The following is a 23,765-nucleotide window of genomic DNA, read 5'->3' as shown; positions in this document are numbered from 1 at the left end:
TGGATTTCGGGCGGGAGCGCCGAAGGGGCCACCCCTGGGCAATTGCGGCAACCGCCACCTGCTTTTTGGAAGCACACATGCGTCATCAATCTTCCGCCGAGCCCGCCCAGTCCCATCCTGCCTCGCTTGAGGCGACCGGGGCCCCTGCGGTTCGTCCGAAAGCTGCCGTGCCCGCGCGCGACCTCTCCGCGCTGGCGTGGGTGGCGCCCAACATGCGCGCCGCGCTGGACGATGCCGTGCGCGAGTTCGGCGAATACGCGGCCGAGGTCATCGCCAATCCGGAGGTCATCGGTGCGCGCGATACGACCTCGCTGCGCCTGGCTGGCCAGTATTTGCACCAGGCTGCCGGCGCGCTGCTGATCGTCGGGCTGCGTGGTGTCGACGTGTATTGCCAGGCCGCCAAGCGCCTGCTCGAAGCCGTCGATGCCAGCACCGTAGCCGCTGACGCGCAGACGCTGGATGTGTTCTCGCGCGCCGTGCAGGCGTTGCAGGAATACGTGGCCGACCTGATGGCCGGCATGGACGAAGAGCCGCTGCGCCTGTTCCAGCCGTATCAAGCCGTGCTTGCCCGCCTGGGCGAAGAGCGCATCCACCCGGCTGATCTGTGGGCCGATGAGCTGCGCCATCTGCCGGCTCTGCTGCTGCCCTCGCGCGATCTGCCCGGACTGGCACGCCTGCGCCGCAAGTTCGAACTCGCGTTGCTGACCGCGCTGCGCGCACCGGCATCCAACGCCGATGGTGCGCAGGTGGATCCGTCCGCCGCCGCTGCAGCCTACGCTCCGCTCGAAGAGTTGCTGCATGGCATTCGCGCGCTCGAGCGCGAACCGCGCCGTGCCGGAGACGATCTGCAGCGCGATCTGTGGCTCGTGCTGGCCCTGACCTTCGGCGCCTTGCGTGCCGGCCTGGTGCCGGCCGACATGACCGCCAAGCGCTTGGCGGCACGCGTCAACCTGTTGCTGCGCCAGTACTCGCACAACAACGTTCATCTGCCGCAAGGCCTGCTGACCGACGCGCTGTACCTGCTGGCAGGCATGGCGTACAGCAACGCGCCCGCAACCCCAGTGGGCGACGACACGCTCGGCCCGGACATCGTGGCCTGTGTGCAGGCCTTTGCGATTCCGCCCACGCACGCACCGGCTGGCGCACTGCATACGCGCCAGTATTACGCGCTGCTGCCGACGGACACCAGCGACACGCTGCAACGCGTTGGCCGCTCGCTCGAATCGCTCAGTCAACAACCTGCGCCCGCTGCGGACGAACTCGACGCCGCACTGCAGACGCTTGCGCTGCATGCCGACGCGTTGGGCCAGCCGGCCCTGTCTGACCTGTCGAACCGACTGACCGAAGCTGCCGGGCAGGACGTTGCGCCCACGCTGCAATTCCTCTCGCGCATGCTGGCACGCCCGTGGGCCGTGCATGGCGAATCCGGCGACTTGCGCAGCGCGTGGTTTGCCGCCCGCTGCAGCGAACTGGCCGAACACGCTCGCGCCACGCAAGACGGCCACGCCGTGCCAGCACCCGCATGGCTCGCGCTGCTGGCCGAAGAAGCCGCACAACGCCGCGCGCGCGCCGAGCAGGTGCGCACGCTGCAAACGCAGTTGGCCTCTGCCGAAACGCACCTCGATGCGTTCGAGCGTGAAGGCAAAGAAAGCGGCGGTCTGCAAGAAGCTGCACGCCTGTTCGGCGAGATGCAGAGTGCCTTTGCCGCACTCGACGCCTATGAGGCTGTCCACGCCACCGAAGCCGCGCAATCGACCATCAATGCGCTGCAAGCGGCGGGCGAGGGCGCCACCGCTGATCGCGAACGCTACCTGGCTGCGCTGGCCGCCAATGTCAGCGGCCTGCAGACCTTGCTCGACGCGCTGTCTGCCGGCACAGAACTGACCGGCGGCCAGGTCGACGAGATCGTCATCGAAAGCCAGTTGACGCCGACCGGGCGCGAAACCGCATGGCGTGAGTTCGCCTTCGATACCGAATCCGGCATGCTGACCCGCCGCGAGCCGCAATCCGAAACGCTCGTCGGCGCGGGTGTGTCCAATGCCGAGGCAGCATCGCCGCTGCAATCGCTGCTCGATCGCCTGCTGGCCAAGCAACCGGTTGACCCGACCGACCCGCTGGCCGCCGAGTTGCGTGCCGCGCTGCAGGAAGCACGCGACGCCGCCGCCATCGACGACGATCCGGCTCGCCGACGTCGCCTGGAAGAGGCGCTGGCCCAGTTCGACGCATGGCAGGTCGGCAGCGCCGGTGCGCTTGAGCGTATGCAGGCCGCATTGGCGGCACCGGCTGCCGTGCCTGCCGCTGCCGCCGCATCTGCGCCTGCTGCCGTGCGGGATACCCAATCCATCGATGCCGAACTGCTCGACATCTTCCTGTCTGAAGCCGAAGAAGTGCTGGCCGGCGTGCGTGCCGATCTGCATGGCCTACAGGCCGCTGCCGATATGGGCACCGGAGGCCTGGCTGCCGGCCCCGATCTGGACTTGCTTACGCAACTGCGCCGCGCGTTCCACACGCTCAAGGGCTCGGGCCGCATGGTCGGCCTCACGCGCTATGGCGAAGCTGCCTGGGCGATCGAGCAGGTGATGAACGTCTGGCTGGCCGAGAGCCGCGTGCCGACGCATGACCTGGCCGCGCTCCTGACGCGCGCCGAGTCCGAACTGTCGACATGGGCGGCTGCCATTGCGCAATCGCCGCAAGCCGATCACGCCATCGAACCGCTGGTCGCCGCCGCAGAGCGTGTGCGCCATGGCGGTCCGTTCGTGTGGCTGGAGACGGTGCCCGAAGCGCACGCTGCTTCTGAACACGTTGAGCCGCAAACGCACGAAGCACCGGCTGCGGAAACCGCATCGCACGACATCGACGCGGCACAGCCGATGGAGCTGGCTGCGCCGGACGTGCCCGTTGCGAAAGCCGAAGAAGCTGTCGCGCTCACATGGGATGACGAGCCCGCGCTGCCCGAAGTCGAGGCGCCGATGCCCGAGGCCACCGCGCCGGTGGTCGAGCATGAGGCCGTCGAGCCGGTTGCAGAGCGCGTCGAAGAGGCCCATCAGGAAACTGCCGCTGAACCGGTGGCCGCTGACGCTGACGTCGACGCCAAGGTGATCCCGTTCCCGTTCGCGCAGACCGGCGAGCCGGAGGAAGCACCGCACGACGATGGCGTGAAGGAGATTGGCCCGGTCCGCATCAGCGTGGCGCTGTACAACGTCTACCTGCAGGAAGCCGATGACCTGATCCGCCGCCTGGGCGTGGATTTCTCGGAGTGGCGCCACGAAGGCCGCACGCCGCCGAGCGAGCTGGCCCTGCGCGCCGCGCACACGCTGCAAGGCAGCTCCGCCGTGGTCGAACTGGAGCCAGTGCGCCAGTTGGCAGGCGCGCTGGAGCAGGTGCTGCTGAACCTGAACAGCCGCCCGGTGGCGATGCATCCGGGCGACTTCCGCCTGCTCGATCAATCCATCGAGCGCATGCGCGGCATGCTGCATCAATTTGCCGCCAGCCTCTGGCCGGAAGCCGACGAGGCGATGCGCCGCAGCCTGGACGAACTGTGCGAGCGTCTGCTCGTGCGTCCGCGCCTGCCGCTGGAGCCGGCGCCAGCGGCCTTTACCGAAGCCGAACAGGCCGAGAACGAAACCGCTGGCCTGGCCGGCGAACCCGGGTTTGAACCGGCGGAGATCACGCCGACGTTTGTGCCGTCGCTGGTGCCCGTGCACGAGTCGCCGGTTGCCGAGCCCGCCGTGGGTGAGCTGGTCCGCCAGGCACCGTCCGACGCGCTCGACCCGGCGCTGCTGGAAATCTTCCTGGAGGAAGCGCACGTCGCGCTGCCCGAGTTGGGCCAGCACCTGCGTGCGTGGGAAGCCGCGCCGCAGGACCGCAATGCCGCCGGCCTGCTGCTGCGTAACCTGCACACCGTCAAGGGCAGTGCGCGCATGGCCGGTGCCATGACGCTGGGTCAGGCCGCGCACGAAATGGAAAGTGCCATTGAAGGCGGCCTGCGCCAGAACCGCGTGGACGACGCACTGTTCCGCAAGCTCTACGTCTGGTTTGACCGCATTCAGGCGCACGTCGATGCGCTGGGCGCGGGCAATCTGCTGCCGCTCGATGCCGGCCTTGCCGATGCTGCCGATGCGCAGCAGACGGCCGCCGACGCGCAGGCATCGTCAGGCGCATCGATGCTGCCAGCTGTTGCGGTATCGACGAACGTCGATCTGACCGGCGCGCGCAGCCCCGAAGCTGAAGCCCTGGAAGTCGCCGAACGCCAGCGTGCGATGGTGCGCGTGCAGGCGCGCGCGCTTGACTCGCTCATCAACGATGCGGGTGAAGTCGGTGCCGCGCGTGCGCGTCTCGAGTCGGAAGTCGATGCACTCAAGACCTATCTGTCGGAACTGAACGACAACGTGGCGCGCTTGCGCTCGCAGGTGCGCGAGATCGAAATCCAGGCCGAAACGCAGATGGAGTCGCGCATTGCCGATGCGGCTGCACACGACGAATCGTTCGACCCGCTGGAATTCGACCGATTCACGCGCTTGCAGGAACTCACGCGGATGATGGCCGAGTCCGTCAATGACGTGGCGACGGTGCAGCAGAACTTGTTCCGCGGTTTCGATCAAGCGTCGCTCGATCTGGAAACTCAGGCACGCCTCACGCGCGGCTTGCAGCGTAGCCTGATGCGCGCACGCATGGTGCAGTTCGATACCGTGGCCGACCGTCTATATCGTGTGGCCCGCCAGGCCGCATCGGAAACCGGCAAGGAAGTCCGTCTGTTCATCAAGGGCGGTACGGTGGAACTGGATCGCAGCGTGCTGGACCGCATGGGCGGCCCGCTGGAACACATGATCCGCAACGCCGTCGCACACGGCATTGAATCCGCCGACGAGCGCCGCGCCAAGGGTAAGAATCCGGCCGGCGAGCTCACGCTCGAAGTGCAGCAGGAAGGCAACGAAGTCGTGCTGCATTTCGTCGACGACGGTGCCGGCCTGAACCTCGACCGCATTCGCGCCCGCGCGCTGGAACGCCAGCTTCTGGCGCCGGAGGAGGAGGCCAGCGATGCGCGTCTCACCGAGATGATCTTCACGCCGGGCTTCTCCACGGCGGATCAGGTGTCCGAGCTGGCTGGCCGTGGCGTGGGCATGGACGTGGTGCGTGCTGAAACCGTCGCCCTGGGCGGCCGGATCTCGCTGCAGACCACGCCGGAAGTCGGCACGCGTTTCACCATCCACCTGCCGTTGACCACTGCCATTACGCAGGTGCTGCTGGTGCGTGTGAGCGAGCGCGTGTATGCGATTCCGTCAGGCATGATCGACCACGTGCAGCAACTGCGCCCCCAGGCGCTGGCCGAGGCGTACAACGCCGCCGCGCTGCAATTGCCGACGGGCCCCGTGCCGTTCCACTACTTTGGCGCGCTGCTTGAAGAGGCGAAGTCCGTCACGGGCGGGCGCAAGTACTCGCCGGCCGTGGTGGTGCGCAACGGTGCCGAACGCGCCGCCGTGCACGTCGACGAAGTCATCGGCAACCGCGAAGTGGTGGTCAAGCACATCGGCCCGCACCTGGCGCGTCTGGAAGGGATTGCCGGTGCGACCACGCTGGGCGACGGCGAGATCGTGCTGATCTACAACCCCGTGGTGCTCACGCAGCGCTTCGAGCGCGAAGCCGCCGTGCGTGGTCTGTCCGATCAGGAGGCGACGGGTGCTGTTGCCGAGCTGCACCGCGACGGCAGCACCGACGCCGTGCCGGGCTTGGCCACACAGCCAATCGTCATGGTTGTCGACGATTCGCTTACGGTGCGCAAGGTCACGCAGCGTCTGCTCACGCGCTCCGGATACCAGGCCGTGCTCGCACGCGACGGTGTGGACGCGCTGCGTCAGCTGCAGGAGATCACGCCCGACGCGATGCTCGTCGACATCGAAATGCCGCACATGGACGGCTTCGACCTTACGCGCAACGTGCGTGCGGACGAACGCATCGGCGCCACGCCGATCATCATGATCACCTCGCGTACGGCGGACAAACACCGCCGCTACGCCGCAGAGATCGGCGTGAACGTCTACCTGGGCAAGCCGTACAACGAAGAGGAATTGCTCCGGCATCTGCGCAACCTCATCGGCGAGCGGGCGCCGGCGGCCAACGCAGGCTGACGACGCGCATCGCAGAAACAACAACGGGCCGGTAAAACACCGGCCCGTTGCTCTTGGTGCATGGCGATTTTCAATCGTCGTCGCTGGTTTTGCTGAGTGCCGCCGCCTCAGCGCCCGATGTGCGATGCGCCTTGGTAACCGCATAGCGGTCCAGCGTCGCTGCACGCGCGCTGGCGTGGTCGACGATCGGCAAGGGATACGTTTCGCCCAACGCGACGCCCGCATCCTTCAGCACATTGGCAGGTGCTGTCCATGGCGCATGGATGTACTTGTCGGGCAGCTTTGCCAACTGCGGCAGGTACTTGCGGATGAAACGGCCTTGCGGATCGAACTTCTCCGACTGCGTGACCGGGTTGAAGATGCGGAACCACGGTTGCGCGTCGCACCCGCTGGAAGCCGCCCACTGCCAGCCGCCGTTGTTGGCCGCGAAGTCGAAGTCGTTGAGCACGTCGGCAAAATACTGCTCGCCGTGTCGCCAGTCGATACCAAGGTCCTTGATGAGAAAGCTGGCCGCCACCATGCGCAGACGGTTGTGCATGTAGCCGCTCTGGAAGATCTGCAGCATGGCTGCGTCCACGAGCGGGTAACCGGTGCGCGCATCCCTCCAGGCTTCGAAGCGCGCATCGCCGGTGTCGCCGTCTACCCAGCGGATGCGATCGAATTCGGGATGGAACGCGGCGGCGTCGGCCAAGTCCGGGCGGTGATGCAGGATCATGAAATAGAAGTCGCGCCAGACCAGCTCGGACAGCCACGTCGCCGCGCCCCGGCTTCCGCGGAGCATGGCGGCATGTGCACGCGCTGCAAGGGTGCGGATCGACACGGTGCCGAAGCGCAGGTGCGTCGACAGATAGCTGGGTCCGCGCACGGCGGGGAAGTCGCGGCGCGCATGGTAGTCGTCCATGCGCTCTTCAAACTCGTCGAGCAAGGACTGCCCCCCCGACATGCCGGTGGGCAGGGCAATCTCCGACAGATTGGTGCGAGCGAAGCCCATCGCTTCCAGCGCAGGCGTCGCGTGCGCAAGCGCCTGCGGCGGCTTGGCCAGCGCACCGAGGTAAGGCTCGGTCGGATACGCGCGCAAGTCGAACGGTGTCAACGCTGCCAACCACGCGTTCTTGTAAGGCGTGAAAACGCCGTACGGTTTGCCTTGCCCGTTCAGGATTTCATCGCGCTCGAAGATCACCTGATCCTTGAAGTCGAACCAGGCGCACGGCTGCTGAGCCAGCACTTTGCGCACCGCTTCATCGCGGGCCTGCGCGGAAGGTTCTTCGTCATGGTTGGCGAAAACGGCTTCGATGTTGAGCTTGCGCGCGATCTCGGGAATCGCGTGGCGCGGGTGATCATGCACGACGATCAGGTCGCCGCCGGCCTCGCGCAACGCGCTGCGCAGCTCCTCAATGGACGCGCGGATGAACTCGATGCGGCGGTCGGCCTTGAGCCCGCGCGCAAGCAGCGCGTCGAGGATGTCGCGGTCAAACACGAACGCGCAATAGACCTCGCGGCAGTGGCGCAAGGCATAATGCAGCGCCGCGTGGTCAAAGTGCCGCAGATCGCGCCGGAACCACACCAGACCACGCTGGAAGTGCGCTCCAATGTTGTACGGCTGGCGGCTTGGGGCGGTGGAGGGCATCGGATGGAATCGGTTGCTCTTTGGACTGGCCGAGCGTATCGCAAAAATCGCCCTTTTTTGTCTTGTTCACGTTGTTGTCATGGCTGATTCTTCTCGTCTTCCGCTGTATCGCATCCTGCAATCCCAGGGCTTCGGCACGCGCCGCTATTGCAAGGACCTCGTGCTCGCGGGTCTGGTATTCATCAACGGCGTCGAGATGGAAAGCCCTGATGCGCTGGTCGATACCGCTGGCCTGGTGCTGGATGTCGACGGCGAACGCTGGGCGTACCACGCCCGCGCCTATCTGATGCTCAACAAGCCGGCCGGCGTGGAGTGCTCGCAAAAGCCGAAACACCATCCTAGCGTGTACACGCTGCTGCCGGTGCCGCTGCGCGAGCGGGCCGTCCAGTGCGTCGGGCGGCTCGACCAGGACACCACGGGCCTGCTGCTGCTCACCGACGACGGCCAGTTCGTTCACGCCATCACCAGCCCGCGCCACCAGGTGCCCAAGGTGTACGAGATCGCCACCGCCGAGCCTGTGACCGATGCGCAGATCGCCCAGTTGTGCGCCGGCGTGCTGCTGGCTGATGAGAATGAAAACGTTGCCGCCGCCTGGGCTGATCGCGTGGACACGCACCACCTGCGCATGGCGCTCACGCAGGGCAAATACCACCAGGTGAAACGCATGGTGGCGGCCGCCGGCAACCACGTGGCCGGACTGCACCGCAGCGCCATCGGCGAGTTGTCGCTGGGCGATCTGGCCCCGGGCGAATGGCGCTGGCTGGAAGCCGCGGACCTGGAGGCTCTGAACACCACGCCGCCGAACGCTGCCGGGGCGAGTGCCTGAAGCGCCACAATGCGCCAAAACAAAAAACCTTGTGCCGAGGGCCGATTCCTCCAAATGAAAGGGGCACCGGCCGGGGGCTTTTGGTAAACTAGCCCCATGGCCTCGCCGGACGCACTTATCAATCTCACGAATCAGTTCCTGATCGCTATGCCCGGCATGGCGGATTCCACGTTTTCGGGCACGGTCGTGTACATGTGCGAGCACAATGAGCGCGGTGCGCTCGGGCTCGTGATCAACCGACCCATCGACATCGACTTGGCGACGCTGTTCGACAAGATCGACCTCAAGCTCGAAATCCACCCCCTCGCAGAACAATCCGTGTACTACGGCGGCCCGGTTCAGACCGAGCGCGGCTTCGTGCTGCACGACGCCACGGGCGCGTATTCGTCGTCGCTGGCGGTGCCGGGCGGGCTGGAAATGACCACCTCCAAGGATGTGCTGGAAGCCGTTGCCCAGGGGGGCGGCCCGCACCGCTTCATCCTGACCCTCGGGTATGCCGGCTGGAGCGCCGGTCAACTGGAAGACGAAATCAGCCGCAACGGCTGGCTGACCGTCCACGCCGATCCCGAGATCATCTTCAACGTGCCTGCTGAAGAGCGGTTTGCCGCGGCGCTGAACCTGCTCGGCATCAACCCGGCCATGCTGTCGGGCGAGGCCGGGCATGCCTGAGCCCGCATCGTCGACGGGTCCAGCCACCACTTCCGTGCTCGCAGAGGGCACCTTGCTGGCATTCGATTACGGCGAAAAGCGCATCGGCGTGGCGCTGGGTAACTCGATTACGCGCTCGGCGCGTGCGCTGGAAACCATTCCTAATCGCTCGGTCGATTTCCGTTTCACCCAGATCACGCGGCTTGTGGGCGAATGGCAGCCCGTCGGCTTCGTGGTCGGCATGCCTGTTCACCCCGACGGTGAAGAGCAGCCGATGATCAAGCTCGCCAAGCGCTTCGGCAATCAATTGCACGGCCGCTATGGCCTGCCGGTCACCTGGGTGGACGAGCGTTATTCGTCGATCGCCGCGCAGGACGCCGGTGCCTCCGACGATGTGCTCGACGCAGAAGCCGCGCGCATCATCCTCCAACAGTTTTTCGACGAACACGCATGACATCGCAACAGATCGATGCCGAGGCGCTGTACCAGAGCCTCGTTGCACAACTGCGCACGCGGCTTGCCGACGGCCACGCCTGGTCGGTGGCCGGCATTGTCAGCGGCGGCGCCTGGATCGCCAAGCGGCTGGCGCATGACCTTGGCCTGCCGGAATACGGTGTCGTCAACGTCGCCATGCACCGCGACGACTACGCCAAGAAAGGCCTGCACGCCAAGGCGCAACCGACCACGCTGCCGTTCGACGTGAACGAGCGCCGCATCCTGCTGGTGGACGACGTCCTGGCCAGCGGCCGCACCATCCGCGCGGCCATCAACGAGCTGTTCGACTACGGCCGTCCAGCTGCGGTGGAACTGGCCGTGTTGGTCGACCGCGGTGAACGCCAACTGCCCGTTGCCCCGGATTACATCGGTGAACGGATCATGTTGCCGCCCAACGAATCGCTCGTGCTGAGTGAAACCGGCGAGGGCGCTTCGGCCCGCTTCACCTTCACGCGCGAGCCCAAGGGCGCTTGAGTTCGCGCCGCGCCGCGCCCGCTTTGAACTGACCTGTACTGACCTCGTCGCCCTTCGTTTCTCATGCCCAAGACTTTCGCTAACCCGCAGCTCACGAAAAACGGCGAGCTCAAGCACCTGCTGTCGATCGAGGGGCTGTCGCGCGACATCCTCACGCATGTGCTGGACACCGCGCAGCAGTTCGTCTCCGTATCGGATTCCGACCGCGAGGTGAAGAAGGTGCCGCTGCTGCGCGGCAAGAGCGTGTTCAACCTGTTCTTCGAGAACTCCACTCGCACGCGCACCACGTTCGAGATCGCGGCCAAGCGGCTTTCGGCGGACGTGATCAACCTGAACATCAACGCGTCGTCCACCAGCAAGGGAGAGTCGCTGCTCGACACGATCAACAATCTGTCTGCGATGCAGGCGGACATGTTTGTCGTCCGGCACGCCAGTTCCGGTGCGCCGTACCTGATCGCCCAGCACGTCGCACCGCACGTGCACGTCATCAACGCGGGCGATGGTCGCCATGCGCACCCCACGCAGGGGCTGCTCGACATGTACACCATCCGCCACTACAAGAAGGATTTCTCCAACCTGACGGTGGCGATCGTCGGCGATATTCTGCATTCGCGCGTGGCGCGTTCCGACATCCATGCGCTGACGACGCTGGGCTGTGCCGAAGTGCGCGCCATTGGCCCGCGCACACTGCTGCCGGGCGGGCTGGAGCACATGGGCGTGCGCGTCTTCCACAACATGGAAGAAGGCCTGAAGGGCGTGGATGTGGTGATCATGCTGCGCCTGCAGAACGAGCGCATGAGCGGCGCGCTGTTGCCCTCGGCACAGGAATACTTCAAGGCCTACGGCCTCACGCAGGAGCGCTTGGCGCTGGCCAAGCCGGACGCCATCGTCATGCACCCGGGCCCGATGAACCGCGGCGTGGAGATCGACTCCGCAGTGGCAGACGGCGTGCAATCGGTGATCCTGAATCAGGTGACGTTCGGCATCGCCGTGCGCATGGCGGTCATGGGCATCGTAGCTGGCAACAACGACTAAGAAGAGCGATGAAACTGCATATCAAAGGCGGCCGCCTGATCGACCCGGCCAACGGTATCGACGCACAACAGGACCTGTACATCGCTGCGAGCAAGGTGGTCGGTGTCGGCCACGCGCCGGCGGATTTCCATGCCAACAAGACTATCGACGCGACGGGTTTGGTTGTTTGCCCGGGCCTGATCGACTTGTCGGCCCGCCTGCGCGAGCCGGGCTTCGAATACAAGGCCACGCTCGAATCGGAAATGGCGGCGGCCATGGCCGGCGGCGTGACCTCGCTGGTGTGCCCACCGGACACCGATCCTGTGCTGGACGAACCCGGCTTGGTCGAGATGCTCAAGTTTCGCGCGCGCAACCTGAATCAGGCGCACGTGTATCCGCTCGGTGCGCTCACTGTCGGCTTGAAGGGCGCGGTGCTGACGGAGATGGCCGAACTGACAGAGTCGGGCTGCGTTGGCTTCTCGCAGACCGATGCGCCGATGGCCGACACGCAAGTGCTGATGCGTGCGCTGCAATACGCGCAGACCTTTGGCTTCACCGTCTGGCTGCGCCCCGAAGACCCGTATCTGGGTAAGGGCGGCGTGGCCGCAAGCGGCCCGCTGGCGTCACGCCTGGGCCTCTCGGGTGTGCCTGTCATGGCTGAGACGGTGCGCCTGCATACCATCTTCGAGCTGATTCGTAGCACGGGCGCCCGTGTGCACCTGTGCCGCTTGTCATCGGCCGCGGGCATCGAGCTTGTGCGCCGTGCGAAAGCCGAGGGTTTGCCGGTCACATGCGACGTGAACGTCCACCATATCTCGCTGACCGACGTCGATATCGGCTACTTCAATTCGCAGATGCGTTTTGTGCCGCCGCTGCGCTCCGGGCGCGACCGCGACGGCATCGTGCGTGCGCTGGCCGATGGCACCATCGACGCGATCTGTTCCGACCACACGCCTGTGGATGACGACGAGAAGCTGCTGCCGTTTGCCGAGGCCACACCCGGCGCGACCGGCCTCGAAACCCTGCTGCCGCTCACGCTGCGCTGGGCCACCGAACACAAGGTCGAGCTGTCGAAGGCGCTGGCGCGCATCACCAGCGAGCCGGCTCGTGTGCTGGGCCTGCATGCAGGCTCGCTGGAAGTGGGGGCGATGGCCGATGTGTGCGTGTTCGATCCGGATGCGACCTGGAAACTTGAGCCGCGCGCTCTGCGGAGCCAGGGCAAGAACTCGCCGTACCTGGGCTTTGAGCTGGCTGGCCGCGTACGTGCCACGATGGTCGCTGGCCATCTTGCCTATGACGGGCATTGATCAGCGCGTGGCAAGCGCGCCCAGCGAGGTGAGCACGCCACAGCGCAAGCATGTGCGCCGCAAGCTGCGGTTGCTCGCCCATCTGGCCGAAGGCCTTATCACGTGCGCGCTGCTGTTCTGGTGGGTCAGGCTTGAGACCAAGCAGAGGCTGATTCAGCGCTGGTCGCGCAAGTTGCTCGCGCTGTTCCGTGTCTCACTCGTTGTGCATGGCGAGCCGGTCGCGGGCAAGGATCTGGCTGGCTCCATGCTGGTGTCCAACCATGTCTCGTGGATCGACATCTATGCGATCAACAGCTGGTACCCACCGCGCTTCGTCGCCAAATCGGAGATTCGCAGCTGGCCAATCATTGGCTGGCTGTGCGCGCAGACCGGCGTGCTGTTCGTCGAGCGCGCCCGCAAGCGCGATGCGCATCGCATCATGCATGTCATCGCTGATGCGATGCGTTCCGGCGATGTCATTTGCGTGTTTCCCGAGGGCACGACGTCGGACGGGCTGCAGCTGCTGCCGTTCCACGCCAATCTGTTTCAGGCGCCTGTTAGCGCTGGCGCACCGATCCGCCCGCTGGCGCTGCGCTATCGCATTGCCGAGACGGGTGAGTTGACGACCATTCCGGCGTATATCGGTGATCTGTCGATGATGGACACGATCAACGCCATGCTGAACGGGCCACCGTTGGTGGTGGAAGTGTTCGTGGGCCCCGCCGTGGCGCCGGAGATGGACCGCCGTGGGCTGGCTGCACATAGTCACGACGCTGTTGCCGCGCTGATCGACCGCGCGGGCTAGGCTACTCGGCTATTTCTTCTTGTGCGCGAGCGGGTCCTGCGCCTGCTCGCAATCCACTTGGATCACGTCACGCCCGGCTGGTGCCAGCGATAGCTTCGCCGCCGTCAGCTTGCCACCCCACACGCAGCCGGTATCCAGGCCCATCACATCGTCGCGCATCACCAGCCCGCGTGTGGACCAATGCCCGAACACGATCGGTGTGCCGCGCGTGCGGCGCCCCGGCACGTCGAACCACGGCATGTGGCCATCCGGAGCGCCATCGGCGTCAGTAGTCTCGAACTCCATCGTCCCATCGGGCTTGCAGAAGCGTAGGCGCGTCAAGGCGTTGATGGTCAGCCGCAGCCGATCCATGCCGACGAGATCGTTGCTCCACTTGTCCGGATGGTTACCAAACGCATCGGCCAGGAAGGTTTTCCAATGTGGGCTGCGCAGCTCCCGCTCCACCGCGCCGGCCAGTTCTAGTACGTCGCCTGTTGTCCACTGAGGCAGGACGCCGGCGTGCACCATCAGGAAGCTGTTTTCGAAGATGGCCAGCGGCTGGTGGCGCAGCCAGGTGATCAGTTGATCGCTATCGGGGGCGGAAAGAATCTCGGCGATGGTGTCTCGCTTGCCGGGTTTTCGCACCCCTGCCGCCACGGCCAGCAGGTGGATGTCGTGGTTGCCAAGGACGGTGCGTGCGCGTCCTGCTTCGCATAGCGAAATGACCTGGCGCAGCGTGGCCAGGGACTCGGGGCCGCGGTTGACGAGGTCGCCGACGAAGCGCAGCACGGCGTTGGCGGGGAGGGCGGCCAGCAGGGTCTGGAGAGGGGAGCAGCAGCCTTGGAGGTCGCCGATGGCGTGGGCAATTTGGCTCACATTTTCCTTCTGTGGCTCTTTAGGCGATCACCACGCAAAGCGCAGTAAATCAAACCGAGTACCAAGCCGATCAACCCTCCCGAGACAGTGAAAAGTGGCCGCTTCGGAAACACCGGGTCGCGGCTTACAACGGTTTCACCGATCACACGCGTATTAAAAGTGCGCTCGGGGTTAAGTTGTTCTTGGAGCGTATTCTTCCGCTGCTGCAGCAAGCGGATATCCGCGGCGGTGCTGTTGACCATGTTGTCCAGCAGCACATTTTCCGAGAATTTGCCAGCAATGCTTGTTCTCGAGCGTTCCTGCTCACGCCTTTCGAGCTCGGCTTGGCGAGCTCGGGCTCCCGATAGGTCTGCCTCAACCTGCCTCATGTCCTCAGAAAGGCGGTCTAACGTGGGTTTTGCCAAAGAGGCATGCTCTTCCGCTAGATTACGCACGTATTGCTGCAGCACATGTGACGCGTCGGCCGGACTATACCCTCGGACTGCAAGTTCTATGAGGTCAGAATTGCGTAGAAGGCGGACCTCGAAGCTGCGCCGAATGAGATCGGTTTCCGGGCTCACCCCCTCATTCAAAGGCAATTTGAGCTGTTTAAGTACCGTGTCTTGAAACGTCGCAACTTTAAGACGATCAACCGTACGGGCTGGTGGTTCGATGTTGACCACGGTCGGGCCTGTCGATGTCACCCAATATAGCTGTCCGTTTTGAACAGTAACCTGGGCTTGCCAAAGCGGGCGCATTATGAATGTGGCGGCCAAAGCAGCGCTTGCACCAATAGTGGTGAAAACTGCAAGCCTGAGCGCATGACGGCGAATAAATGCGCCGACATCATCCAAGCCAGTACCGAAACGATTCTCATCGGTGGGCATCTGTTCTTCAATCATGATGTTTCTTCTTGACAATCATCCAACGCGGCACACGGAAGCGCACGATACTCCAGTAAAGCCAGACATAGGTCGATACAAAAACGACCACGAATGCAATCAACCACCCATTGCGGTTCCAGAAGAGTGTTGCCGGTAGAACCGCTAACAGGCTCAACAACCACAGATAAGGCGAGGTGAACGAATTCCGACGCAGTCGATGGCGCTCCTCCTGACTACCAACAACCCAGCGCATCAGGCGTTTGTAGATCAGCATGTGAAGGTGGATGCCATCTGGTATCCCGGGGGATATCCCGCGCAGGAATTGCTTCCGATAGATGGAGAACAGCGTTTCAAAAATCGGGTAGATGAACATGAGCACCGGGTACCAAGCGGAGACTTCCGTGTGACGCATGGTCAGTAGCACCGCCAATTCTCCCAACATAAAGCCGATGAGGTAGGCTCCGCCGTCACCAAGGAAGATGTGGCCGCCTGGAAAGTTCCACAGGAAGAAACCCAGGATCGCCCCTGCCATGACAAGCGCGCACGACAAAACAAATACGTCACCGACATGAAAGGCAACCAGCGCTAGCGACAAGAACATCATGGTGGCGACGATCGCCGCTAGTCCGTTGAAACCATCGATGATGTTGATAGCGTTGGCCAAACCTGCCACAGCCAGTGCGGTCAAAAGAATGGAGCCGTAGTATGGGACGGCCAAAGAGCCAAAGCCAGGGATATCGACCTGCGCTATTCGTGCGTTGAGTAACCATACTGCCAAGAGCGCTGCGATGATCGTCAAAACAAGGCGGTCGCGCGCGCTGACACGCTTTGTTAAGTCTTCGATAAAACCGCCGAGGAAAGCAGGAAGCGATGCGCCAATCAGCATTGCATACTCTGGGAACTGGTATGCGCTGGCGATCCATAGAGCAATGCCGTTCAAGATCAGGGCAACTGCGATGCCGCTACCTCCGATGCGGGGGACCGGTTTCGTGTGAAACTTTTGCGCGCCGCTCAGATCCGCATCGCCAGACAAGTGGGAGTGTAGATGCGCGTACCTGACCACCAGCATGGTGATGCAGAACGAGACAATGAAACCAATACTGAAATTCAACATGCTGCAGGGTTCCGCAGTTCAGGGGAGTCGGACGGGGGCGCGTTGATAGGACGCTACAGGCTGGAGTCCGAGCAGGACGGCCAGCCATGTGTGGATGCTGTACTTCTGTCGGATTGCTTCGGTCAGTGGCGTGTACTCAGTGTCGAAAAACGTGGACGGAATTTCCGGTTGCGTTCGATCGATCACGAGGATGTTGTTCGGGTTGTAGAAATCGTAGCTCTTGACCAGGGCATTGGTTGTGATGAGCTTTTTGTTAGCGCCAACCATTTCGATGGTTCGCATCGTGAGCCCTGTTTGGCGCGGGTGCTGTACATCGATGACTGCGCGGCTGCGAACGAGGCCGTCGATCATTTTTTCCTTCGGCAGCGGTGTCCACTGGATTTCACGCAGTGGTGGCGTGATAAAGCCGGGCTCAAGCACCTTCTTGCCGAGCAGCGCAATCTTGCTCGGGTAGAAAAAGTACGTGAACGCTCGCGTTGCCTCGGGGCATTGACGTATGACGCGCTGAATGACGTCATAGCGATCGGAATGCAATGACGCCACGGCGAAAAGGTCGTACCGGGGCTCCACTAATGGAAGATCCCGGTATTCATCGGTATAGAACAGGGGCAGGTGGGCAAGCTGTCCGACAGACTCACAGTCTTCGGCATCGAAGCTAAAGCAAGCGTCAAACAGCGGAAGTATATCTTTAAGGTGGGGGTAGTTTCTCAGCGAATCCCAGTTGTAGTAAGTACATCGCGCCCGAGGGAACGCCGCTCGCAGTAGTTCGACAGCTTCCGCGTGCAACGCCTCGCCTTTGATCACGACGACTTCATCGAAACTGTCTCGGCCGTATTGTTCTGCAAGCGAACGAATGTAATTCGCCATGCGGGTGGCCACGAGAGATGGTGACAGACGTGTGGCAGCCTTGGTCCAGACAGTATTCGACGGCTTGTCGAGCACTACTTCAGCTTGTGCGCCTAGCGCACGAACCGCTTGAGCAATTGCATTCTCATAGCCGAAAAAACGCGGGCTCATGATCAGCACGCGCTTTCCTGAGAGCGAGCGTTCAGTCGTATTCATGTATTGGAAATCTTGGCCGGTACTCCGACCGCGAGTGCCCCTTCTGGGATGGAGGTGATCACGACTGCATTGGCTCCAACGCGGGCGCCATGGCCAAGCCGTACGCCGCCGAGCACCTTGGCGCCAGCGCCGACGGTCACGTTGTCGTCGAGTCTGGGGCGAGATACCTCGCTATAGGCAAAATCAAGTTCTTTGGCGCCGAGTGTCGCGCCCTGATAGATCACAGCGTTTTTGCCAATGCTCCACGCGCCTATCACAGTGCCCTGGGTGTGTGGGAAGTACAGTCCCGGTCCGATCTCGCAGCGGGCGGCAATTTCGATGCCGAAGATGACGAAGTTCAGCATTGAGAGCGCTTTACTGGCTGCTCCCCAGCGGTGTCGGTGGCAACTGTGAGCCAGGCGGCAGAGCAGCACCGGGGCAAAGCGCGGAGACAGTACTTTTACCCACAGGCGCCAGCCCCCGGAGATGGAAGTATTGCCCTCTAGAGAGAGGCCCCGCAGGAGGTCCTCTCGCAGCCACGGAATCAGGCGGAACGTAGTCGCCATCATTTAACCCATCAGCTTTCGGGCGCGCAGTTCTTTATTGGCTTCTTCGAGCCGGTCGGCAGGAAGCGGTTGGGTATGCACCCAAGCAGCAAACCGGCCGAGCCCTTCCTGCAAAGAAATGGCTGGCCTGAAACCAAGTATCGAAGCGCTAGCCGTCATGTTTGCGTAGTTGTGGCGGATGTCCCCCACGCGATACTGGCCTGTGACTTGAACGTTCGGCGTCTTGCCAAGGGCGCGAGTCAGTTCCTCTGCAACCTGCCTGACGGAGCATTGGACTCCGCTACCCACGTTGAAGATGCGGTTGATAGCGTTTTTGGACGCGACACCCATGGCGACCGCCGTGACAACATCTTCCACGTGAACGAAGTCGCGACTTTCCTCGCCGTCTTCGAACAGTGGAAGAACCAGATCGCGGCGTATGCGCGTTGAAAAGATGGAGAGAATCCCGGTGTACGGATTGTTCAGGGATTGGCGCTCGCCGTAGACATTTTGGAAACGGTAGATGACGTAATCGATCCCCAGGGATTCGCAGGCAATGCGTGTCAGGTCTTCCTGTGCGTATTTCGTAGCCGCGTAGATGGAGCCGGGGCGGACACGATCACTTTCGGAAGTTGGTTTCGCTGTCAATGTTGCGCCGCAGCTAGGGCACTCGTATTCCCAACGATGTGCGGCCAGCGCTTCCGGAGTGCGACTATCCGGATAGACCGGGTCCAATCCACAGGATCCGCAATGGTAAGCGCCTTCGCCATACACCGAGCGACTCGAGGCCAGAATCACGCGTTTTACGGTGCGTACCTTGTCTTGCGCCAGCACGTCGAATAGCAGCGCTGTACCGTGGGTGTTGACCATGTCGTAGCGTGCGACTTCGTACATCGATTGACCGGTGCCGGTCTCAGCGGCCAAATGCACGACCGTTTCCACATCTTTGAGCGCGCGTACCCAGGTATCGCGCTCGGCAACGCTGCCACGGACGAACTCGATCCCTTCGGTGTTTAGCCATTCCAAGCCCGTGGGCAGCGCGCCATGGATCTGCGTCGAGAGGTTATCAAGGATGCGTATGGTGTATCCGGCTTCCAACAGCTTCGGAGTGAGATGCGATCCAATGAACCCGGCGCCGCCGGTGATGAGAACGATATTTGACATGTTAGATTGAAAGAAGATTCTGTTTAGCGAGGATTTGTGCCGAACACAAACTGATCGGTTTGCTTCCATTCCAGCGCGCTGTCACCAAAGCGGGTCAAGACGGCGAGCCCGACAAGGATGCCCAAGCCACCACTGAAAATGATGGCAGACAGCGAGTTGAAGCATACATAGATCATGGGAACGGTAAGTCCTGCACAAATGGCGCGGTTCCTTGAAGCCAAACATAACCTTGCAAGTAACGCTAAGAGAGCGGAGTATAGAATGACCCCGGTCACGCCGAAATTAACATATGCATCAATGTAGAATACAGTATTGGCTGAACCTGTTTGGGTCTCGTTTTGCCCCCATTCGAATGCAAAGACCTCGCGCTCTAGATTGAGACTGGGTCTACCTGTTAGGTATGCAATGACCCCAATCGATTGCCCCTCGGTCGGTTCCCCTTTTAATTCGATGTCCAAATAGCGCAACCAATCTACAGCGGATGCATAAGGAATGTACAAGATGCGGTTGAGCACATAGAGCGCTTGGCTGTCACTGCCTTGGAAAAGGTTATATTCGTCGGGTACGGCCGCGGCTGATCCGGTCGACGCTGTGCCACCTTGTTCTACGCTGAGCCCGCCGCGTGCAGCAAAGGAGACGACCATAACCGCTGCGATCAATGCGGTGCCAATAAGATAAACAAATTTCCGCCGATTCGAATTGTAGAATATGATTATTAGCGGAATAAGCGCTGTGATACTTAAGCTTTTTTCGAGCGTTAGTGCCAGCGTGAACAAAAATGCAATCAGCACGATATATCTGTACTTGGCTTGCTTCAGGAATAGGATGCTTAAAACCAGGGGCATCAGCGATGAAATGTTAATCGCGTACCAGTAGAGCAAGGCGCGTTCTGCGCCGACCCTGGTTCGCAGGAATGTTTCTCTCAGCTGGGCAATCTGGTCAAGCGATGCACCTTGAATTGACGCAATGAGTGCGATTCCTGGTGCTGTGGCTGCAGCATATGCAATCATGCAGAAATAGCACAGCAAAACAACCAAGCAGAAATGCCGCCATGATACGTGCAGCAGCATACCTCGTAGCCTTTGCTCGACCGCAGTTCGTTTCCAAAAGAAGTGGAAAGCAAGGAAGTATGTCACCATCGCTATTAAGGACAGTGTCAGCATTTCCGCGTCGTACCCATTACTTCGAAAAAGTATTCCGAGGGCGCTGGGCACTGCGTAGAAAACCAGCGTTCCTATCACGGGGAGTAAATAAAGGCGGCGAAAGCGCAACAGGCCGAGCATGTGCCGTTATCCCAATCTGCGCTTGAGTGCATACTTTGCATACGGCACCACTTTGCATGTCAGCCAAGATACGCCCGGCATCCAGCGGTTCGCGATCGAGAACGCGCGCAGAATGCGATATCGGCTTGATTCAGGTGCGAGATCGACACAGCGTTTCGCGAGCTGGGCCGCAATCTGGGGGTCTTTTGTCAGTTGCCGGAACGCTTCCCCGGCGATGTAGCGAGCTTTCCCCTGTTTGCACAATGCAGGAAGATCGCTGAATTCGGGATTCTTCTCGACGACCAGATCCAACGCGTAGAGCGATTCGTCCAACAGTTCCAAGGTCCGATCGCTCGCACCGAGCCCGTGTTTGCGATACCGTCCAAGGACTTCATTGACCTTGATGACCTTGCCTCGCAGCGCAACCTCGATATAGAACTGCCAATCACTGACCCAAGGTAGACGTTCGTCGAAGCCGCCGGGAGGAATAGCTTCGGGGCGGATCATGACAGACGATGCGCCCGCGATACCCCCCTTCAGGATGATGTCGCGGTATGACCGAATGTCTTCGCGGGCATGCTGGTCAGTCACGAAGATGGTCTGATTCGACTTGGACTCGAAGATGTCGACTGGGTGATAGCACAGCACAGCTTCAGGGTTCGAACGGAAAGCCTCGACTTGCTTCGAGACCTTGCCGGGCAAGAATAGGTCGTCACCACCCATGACGGCGACTAGGTCCCCGGCGCAGCCGAATAGGGCCACGTTGCTGTTTCCAGTGATCCCAAGGTTTGTTGCGTTGAGGATTGGCTTGACGCGCCCCGGATAGCGGGCAGCGTACTCCTCGAGAATCCTGGGGGTGTCATCAGTTGAAGCATCGTCTGCGACAACAATCTCCAAGCGCGGATAGTCCTGTGATAGGACGCTATCCAGCGTCTCGCGAATGAAATGCGCTTGGTTGTAAGTAATCACCATTACGGAGACCAGTGGTTCCGTCGGCAGTTGCTTGAAAGTTGACGTCACGAGCGATTCTTCAAGGAAATTAGGCGCCATGGTCGCAAGGCGGCCGCAGAGAAGGCGAGCGCGGGTAGCACGCTGAGTGTGTTGCGCATCCAGTCGATATGTGCTGTGGTATGCCAATTGAGTACGATGGTGAGCGCAATAGGTATGGCCGCACACAGGCACAATAAGTGGCTGGCTCGGAGATGCGGGCCATATGATCTCAGTCGAGGAACGTACATGGCGACGAATAGGCAGTACCCTGCGTACGAGACCAGATAGGCGATGCCGATATGCTCTGGTAGGGCGTGCCCTGTGTCACGGACAACCCAGATACCGATCCAGAATAGCCCGTACCACAACAGTTCACTGGCGAGAAAAAGGCGGCTGTGTCCGCGCGCGATCAAGGGCATCGCAAAGATAAAGCCCGCAACCTTCAAAAGGTCGGCAGCAAGCATCCAGCGAATGATCGACGCCGCGTCGCTAAACGCCGGTGAGTAAAGGAGTTCGATCACCAGACCGCGCGCTGCAATCATCACGCATACCATGGGGACGAATGCAGCCAGAACGAGCTTCAGCACTGCCTGGAGCAGATTGCACTCCTCTTCGATGGTATTGCAGGCCGCTAGCTTGGGTAGATAGACATTCGATAGCGCGCTTAGCAGCGTCAACACATACATCATGCAAACCGTCCAGGCTGCATCGAAGATGCCGGCAGAGTCTAGCCCCAGCCGTTGGATCAGCATCCGGCGTATCAGAAGGCCTGAGCCGGTCGCCAATGCAGCGCTAATGAGCGAGGATGCGCCAACTTGCAGGAACTCGCGAGCCACGGCCCAGTCGAGCGGGGGAGTGGCAGGATTCCGACATGGAAGGAGGCCGCGGCGGCGGGCGGACTGCCATGCATAGGCTGCTCCCACCAGGAGCGACATGCATAACGCCAAGGCGTTGACGAGTGTGCGCCATTCCGTAGGTGCGAAGTAGCCGCAGGCCACGATCGCCAGCAGCGTGCCCGCCGCTGCGATTTGCGTACCCGCGATGCCGCCGTGACGCCCGCCGCTTGCCTGCACGCCCATGAAGAAAAAGAATAGGATACCGGCGACCGCCGCCCCGATGGTGATGGTCAGGTGTGCCGCTGCCCAGTGAATACCGGGCAGCAACGATTGTGCACCGAACAGACAGACCACCGACAGGAGCAGGGCCGTCAGAAAGCAGCCCACAATGGCAAGACGCGCGAGCGTCCAGAAGCGGATGGGATAGCCTGATGTGCTGCGCGACAGGGATTGAGTGTAGGCCGTTTGACCTCCCCAAGATCCAATGATGGTCGCAGTCTGTTGCACTTGTCGGAGCATCGAAAACACGGCGACGCCGGCAGGCCCCGTTTGGACGGCCATGATCTTCAATGCCAAGGCACCCAAGCCGAGCGACGTAATCGTGCCCAGCCCCGTGATCAGGAGTGCCTTAAAGATTTGCAGCATGCTGTTCAGCAGTCCGTAGCCCCGATTTTCACGACGGCGCGCTGCACGGCTTCAGCGACTTGCAGGACTTCCTTCTCGGTATGCACCGGCGAGAGGGGGAGGCTCAACGTCTCGGCGTGGATACGGTCCGAGATCGGCAGGGCCAGCTTGCCTAGCGCGGTAGCTGCGTAGGCGCCTTGACGGTGCGGCGAGGTCGGGTAGTGAATAGCCGTACCAACTCCCATCGTGGAGAGTTCGGCCTGCAGATGATCCCGCTCCGGGTGTCGGATCGTAAACAGATGCCAAACAGACTCGATGCCTTGGGGCGCAGCCTGCAACGTAAGCGGCAAGGATGCCAACTCCTGGGTGTAGATGCCTACCAGCCGCTGGCGGATGGCATTGTCGGCATCCAGTTGGCGGAGTTTGACCCGGAGCAGGGCTGCTTGCACTTCATCCAGGCGAGCATTGAAGCCGGCTGCTTCATGAACGTACTTCTTCCGCGACCCATAGTTCGAAAGCATGCGGACGCGTTGTGCCAACTCAGGGTCCGACGTCGTCACTGCACCGCCGTCGCCGAGTGCCCCGAGGTTCTTGCCAGGGTAGAAGCTAAAGGCTGCGGCGTCGGCAAGACTGCCTGTGCGCTTGCCGTGATAACGCGCGCCATGCGACTGCGCTGCATCTTCGATTACCTTGAGCCCATGTCTGCGTGCGATCTCCAGGATCGGATCCATGTCGGCCGGCTGCCCGTACAGATGCACAGGAATGATTGCTCGGGTGCGGGGGGTGATTGCAGCAGCAATTAATTCAGGGTCGAGGTTACACGTGTCTTCACGTGGCTCGACCGGCACTGGCGTGGCACCGGCAAAGCTAACTGCCAGCCAGGTCGCGATGAACGTGTTCGATGGGACAATCACCTCATCGCCGGGTCCGATCGACATTGCGCGTAGGATCAAATGCAGAGCGTCGAGGCCGTTGCTTACGCTAACGCAGTGCTTGGCTTCGCAGTAGGCGGCAAATTCCGCTTCAAATGCCTCGCATTGCTTGCCGTGGATGAACCAGCCCGCATCTAGCACTTCCGTGAATGCAGCGATCAACTCATCCCTTTGGCGGGCATTGACATCTTTCAGGTCGAGAAAAGGAATGTGCTCTCTCATGATCGGGTGACTATGCA

The 23,765-nt window shown here is 61.9% G+C and carries 19 protein-coding genes; 8 read left to right on the top strand and 11 right to left on the bottom strand.

Annotated features, from left to right (window positions below; all coding sequences use genetic code 11):
• Positions 1 to 77: 77 nt before the first annotated feature.
• A complete protein-coding gene (locus DOD19_RS11625) occupies positions 78 to 6,125 on the top strand; it encodes an Hpt domain-containing protein (protein ID WP_112185606.1) in 6,048 nt (2,015 codons plus the stop codon).
• Positions 6,126 to 6,195: 70 nt separating this feature from the next.
• Here DOD19_RS11625 and DOD19_RS11620 read toward each other — a convergent pair whose 3' ends face one another.
• Positions 6,196 to 7,752, bottom strand: coding sequence for a deoxyribodipyrimidine photo-lyase (locus DOD19_RS11620; RefSeq protein ID WP_112185604.1), 1,557 nt, complete (start codon positions 7,750 to 7,752; stop codon positions 6,196 to 6,198).
• Positions 7,753 to 7,831: 79 nt separating this feature from the next.
• Between DOD19_RS11620 and DOD19_RS11615 the strand changes: the two genes are divergently transcribed.
• The 7 genes from DOD19_RS11615 (at position 7,832) to DOD19_RS11585 (ending at position 13,300) form a co-directional block, all read left to right on the top strand.
• Positions 7,832 to 8,578: a pseudouridine synthase gene (locus DOD19_RS11615; RefSeq protein ID WP_112185602.1), complete on the top strand. Its 747-nt coding sequence runs from the start codon at positions 7,832 to 7,834 to the stop codon at positions 8,576 to 8,578.
• A gap of 96 nt (positions 8,579 to 8,674) precedes the next feature.
• Positions 8,675 to 9,247: a YqgE/AlgH family protein gene (locus DOD19_RS11610; RefSeq protein ID WP_024976421.1), complete on the top strand. Its 573-nt coding sequence runs from the start codon at positions 8,675 to 8,677 to the stop codon at positions 9,245 to 9,247.
• The gene (ruvX, locus tag DOD19_RS11605; RefSeq protein WP_024976420.1) at positions 9,240 to 9,680 is read left to right on the top strand and encodes a Holliday junction resolvase RuvX; all 441 of its coding nucleotides are present in this window, start codon (positions 9,240 to 9,242) and stop codon (positions 9,678 to 9,680) included. The genes DOD19_RS11610 and ruvX overlap by 8 nt, the downstream gene beginning before the upstream one ends.
• Complete coding sequence (gene pyrR / locus DOD19_RS11600; protein WP_112185600.1) at positions 9,677 to 10,195, top strand: bifunctional pyr operon transcriptional regulator/uracil phosphoribosyltransferase PyrR; 519 nt, start codon at positions 9,677 to 9,679, stop codon at positions 10,193 to 10,195. Before ruvX ends, pyrR begins: the two co-directional genes overlap by 4 nt.
• 63 nt (positions 10,196 to 10,258) lie before the next feature.
• Positions 10,259 to 11,230: an aspartate carbamoyltransferase catalytic subunit gene (locus tag DOD19_RS11595; RefSeq protein ID WP_024976418.1), complete on the top strand. Its 972-nt coding sequence runs from the start codon at positions 10,259 to 10,261 to the stop codon at positions 11,228 to 11,230.
• A gap of 8 nt (positions 11,231 to 11,238) precedes the next feature.
• Complete coding sequence (locus tag DOD19_RS11590; RefSeq protein ID WP_024976417.1) at positions 11,239 to 12,516, top strand: dihydroorotase; 1,278 nt, start codon at positions 11,239 to 11,241, stop codon at positions 12,514 to 12,516.
• The gene (locus tag DOD19_RS11585; protein WP_024976416.1) at positions 12,503 to 13,300 is read left to right on the top strand and encodes a lysophospholipid acyltransferase family protein; all 798 of its coding nucleotides are present in this window, start codon (positions 12,503 to 12,505) and stop codon (positions 13,298 to 13,300) included. Before DOD19_RS11590 ends, DOD19_RS11585 begins: the two co-directional genes overlap by 14 nt.
• Positions 13,301 to 13,309: 9 nt before the next feature.
• On the opposite strand, the gene DOD19_RS11580 is transcribed toward DOD19_RS11585, so the two are convergent.
• From DOD19_RS11580 to DOD19_RS11535, 10 genes are all read right to left on the bottom strand, one after another.
• On the bottom strand, positions 13,310 to 14,155 hold the full coding sequence (locus tag DOD19_RS11580) for a symmetrical bis(5'-nucleosyl)-tetraphosphatase (protein WP_112185599.1): 846 nt from the start codon (positions 14,153 to 14,155) through the stop codon (positions 13,310 to 13,312).
• Positions 14,152 to 15,036 carry a chain-length determining protein gene (locus DOD19_RS11575; RefSeq protein WP_112185597.1) on the bottom strand — a complete coding sequence of 295 codons (885 nt, stop codon included), beginning with the start codon at positions 15,034 to 15,036 and terminating at the stop codon, positions 14,152 to 14,154. Before DOD19_RS11575 ends, DOD19_RS11580 begins: the two co-directional genes overlap by 4 nt.
• On the bottom strand, positions 15,029 to 16,132 hold the full coding sequence (locus tag DOD19_RS11570) for a glycosyltransferase (protein ID WP_112185595.1): 1,104 nt from the start codon (positions 16,130 to 16,132) through the stop codon (positions 15,029 to 15,031). Before DOD19_RS11570 ends, DOD19_RS11575 begins: the two co-directional genes overlap by 8 nt.
• 18 nt (positions 16,133 to 16,150) lie before the next feature.
• Entirely contained in the window at positions 16,151 to 17,194 is a 1,044-nt protein-coding gene (locus tag DOD19_RS11565; protein WP_112185593.1) for a hypothetical protein, read from the bottom strand.
• On the bottom strand, positions 17,191 to 17,538 hold the full coding sequence (locus tag DOD19_RS27905) for a hypothetical protein (protein ID WP_239497988.1): 348 nt from the start codon (positions 17,536 to 17,538) through the stop codon (positions 17,191 to 17,193). Before DOD19_RS27905 ends, DOD19_RS11565 begins: the two co-directional genes overlap by 4 nt.
• 204 nt (positions 17,539 to 17,742) lie before the next feature.
• Positions 17,743 to 18,882: an NAD-dependent epimerase/dehydratase family protein gene (locus tag DOD19_RS11555; RefSeq protein WP_112185591.1), complete on the bottom strand. Its 1,140-nt coding sequence runs from the start codon at positions 18,880 to 18,882 to the stop codon at positions 17,743 to 17,745.
• A gap of 23 nt (positions 18,883 to 18,905) precedes the next feature.
• Positions 18,906 to 20,165, bottom strand: coding sequence for a hypothetical protein (locus DOD19_RS11550; protein WP_112185589.1), 1,260 nt, complete (start codon positions 20,163 to 20,165; stop codon positions 18,906 to 18,908).
• A gap of 6 nt (positions 20,166 to 20,171) precedes the next feature.
• On the bottom strand, positions 20,172 to 21,164 hold the full coding sequence (locus DOD19_RS11545; RefSeq protein WP_162634365.1) for a glycosyltransferase: 993 nt from the start codon (positions 21,162 to 21,164) through the stop codon (positions 20,172 to 20,174).
• On the bottom strand, positions 21,161 to 22,615 hold the full coding sequence (locus tag DOD19_RS11540; protein ID WP_112185587.1) for an oligosaccharide flippase family protein: 1,455 nt from the start codon (positions 22,613 to 22,615) through the stop codon (positions 21,161 to 21,163). The genes DOD19_RS11545 and DOD19_RS11540 overlap by 4 nt, the downstream gene beginning before the upstream one ends.
• Positions 22,616 to 22,620: 5 nt before the next feature.
• Positions 22,621 to 23,748, bottom strand: a complete 1,128-nt coding sequence (locus DOD19_RS11535; RefSeq protein WP_112185585.1) for a DegT/DnrJ/EryC1/StrS family aminotransferase — start codon at positions 23,746 to 23,748, stop codon at positions 22,621 to 22,623.
• Positions 23,749 to 23,765 lie beyond the last annotated feature (17 nt).

The sequence above is a fragment of the Ralstonia sp. GX3-BWBA genome (assembly GCF_003290055.1).
GTDB lineage: Bacteria > Pseudomonadota > Gammaproteobacteria > Burkholderiales > Burkholderiaceae > Ralstonia > Ralstonia holmesii.
Note: the sequence above shows the minus strand (reverse complement) of the source record. Positions and strands in the feature narration are given on the sequence as shown.

Bases quoted from the DNA above. Each gene is read 5' to 3' on its own strand.
- pyrR (WP_112185600.1), top strand. From the start codon at position 9,677: ATGACATCGCAACAGATCGATGCCGAGGCGCTGTACCAGAGCCTCGTT.
- DOD19_RS11615 (WP_112185602.1), top strand. From the start codon at position 7,832: ATGGCTGATTCTTCTCGTCTTCCGCTGTATCGCATCCTGCAATCCCAG.
- DOD19_RS11590 (WP_024976417.1), top strand. From the start codon at position 11,239: ATGAAACTGCATATCAAAGGCGGCCGCCTGATCGACCCGGCCAACGGT.
- DOD19_RS11585 (WP_024976416.1), top strand. From the start codon at position 12,503: ATGACGGGCATTGATCAGCGCGTGGCAAGCGCGCCCAGCGAGGTGAGC.
- DOD19_RS11540 (WP_112185587.1), bottom strand. From the start codon at position 22,615: ATGCTGCAAATCTTTAAGGCACTCCTGATCACGGGGCTGGGCACGATT.
- DOD19_RS11535 (WP_112185585.1), bottom strand. From the start codon at position 23,748: ATGAGAGAGCACATTCCTTTTCTCGACCTGAAAGATGTCAATGCCCGC.
- DOD19_RS11570 (WP_112185595.1), bottom strand. From the start codon at position 16,132: ATGTTGAATTTCAGTATTGGTTTCATTGTCTCGTTCTGCATCACCATG.
- ruvX (WP_024976420.1), top strand. From the start codon at position 9,240: ATGCCTGAGCCCGCATCGTCGACGGGTCCAGCCACCACTTCCGTGCTC.
- DOD19_RS11575 (WP_112185597.1), bottom strand. From the start codon at position 15,036: ATGATTGAAGAACAGATGCCCACCGATGAGAATCGTTTCGGTACTGGC.
- DOD19_RS11550 (WP_112185589.1), bottom strand. From the start codon at position 20,165: ATGCTCGGCCTGTTGCGCTTTCGCCGCCTTTATTTACTCCCCGTGATA.
- DOD19_RS11595 (WP_024976418.1), top strand. From the start codon at position 10,259: ATGCCCAAGACTTTCGCTAACCCGCAGCTCACGAAAAACGGCGAGCTC.
- DOD19_RS27905 (WP_239497988.1), bottom strand. From the start codon at position 17,538: ATGCTGAACTTCGTCATCTTCGGCATCGAAATTGCCGCCCGCTGCGAG.
- DOD19_RS11610 (WP_024976421.1), top strand. From the start codon at position 8,675: ATGGCCTCGCCGGACGCACTTATCAATCTCACGAATCAGTTCCTGATC.
- DOD19_RS11625 (WP_112185606.1), top strand. From the start codon at position 78: ATGCGTCATCAATCTTCCGCCGAGCCCGCCCAGTCCCATCCTGCCTCG.
- DOD19_RS11555 (WP_112185591.1), bottom strand. From the start codon at position 18,882: ATGTCAAATATCGTTCTCATCACCGGCGGCGCCGGGTTCATTGGATCG.
- DOD19_RS11620 (WP_112185604.1), bottom strand. From the start codon at position 7,752: ATGCCCTCCACCGCCCCAAGCCGCCAGCCGTACAACATTGGAGCGCAC.
- DOD19_RS11565 (WP_112185593.1), bottom strand. From the start codon at position 17,194: ATGAATACGACTGAACGCTCGCTCTCAGGAAAGCGCGTGCTGATCATG.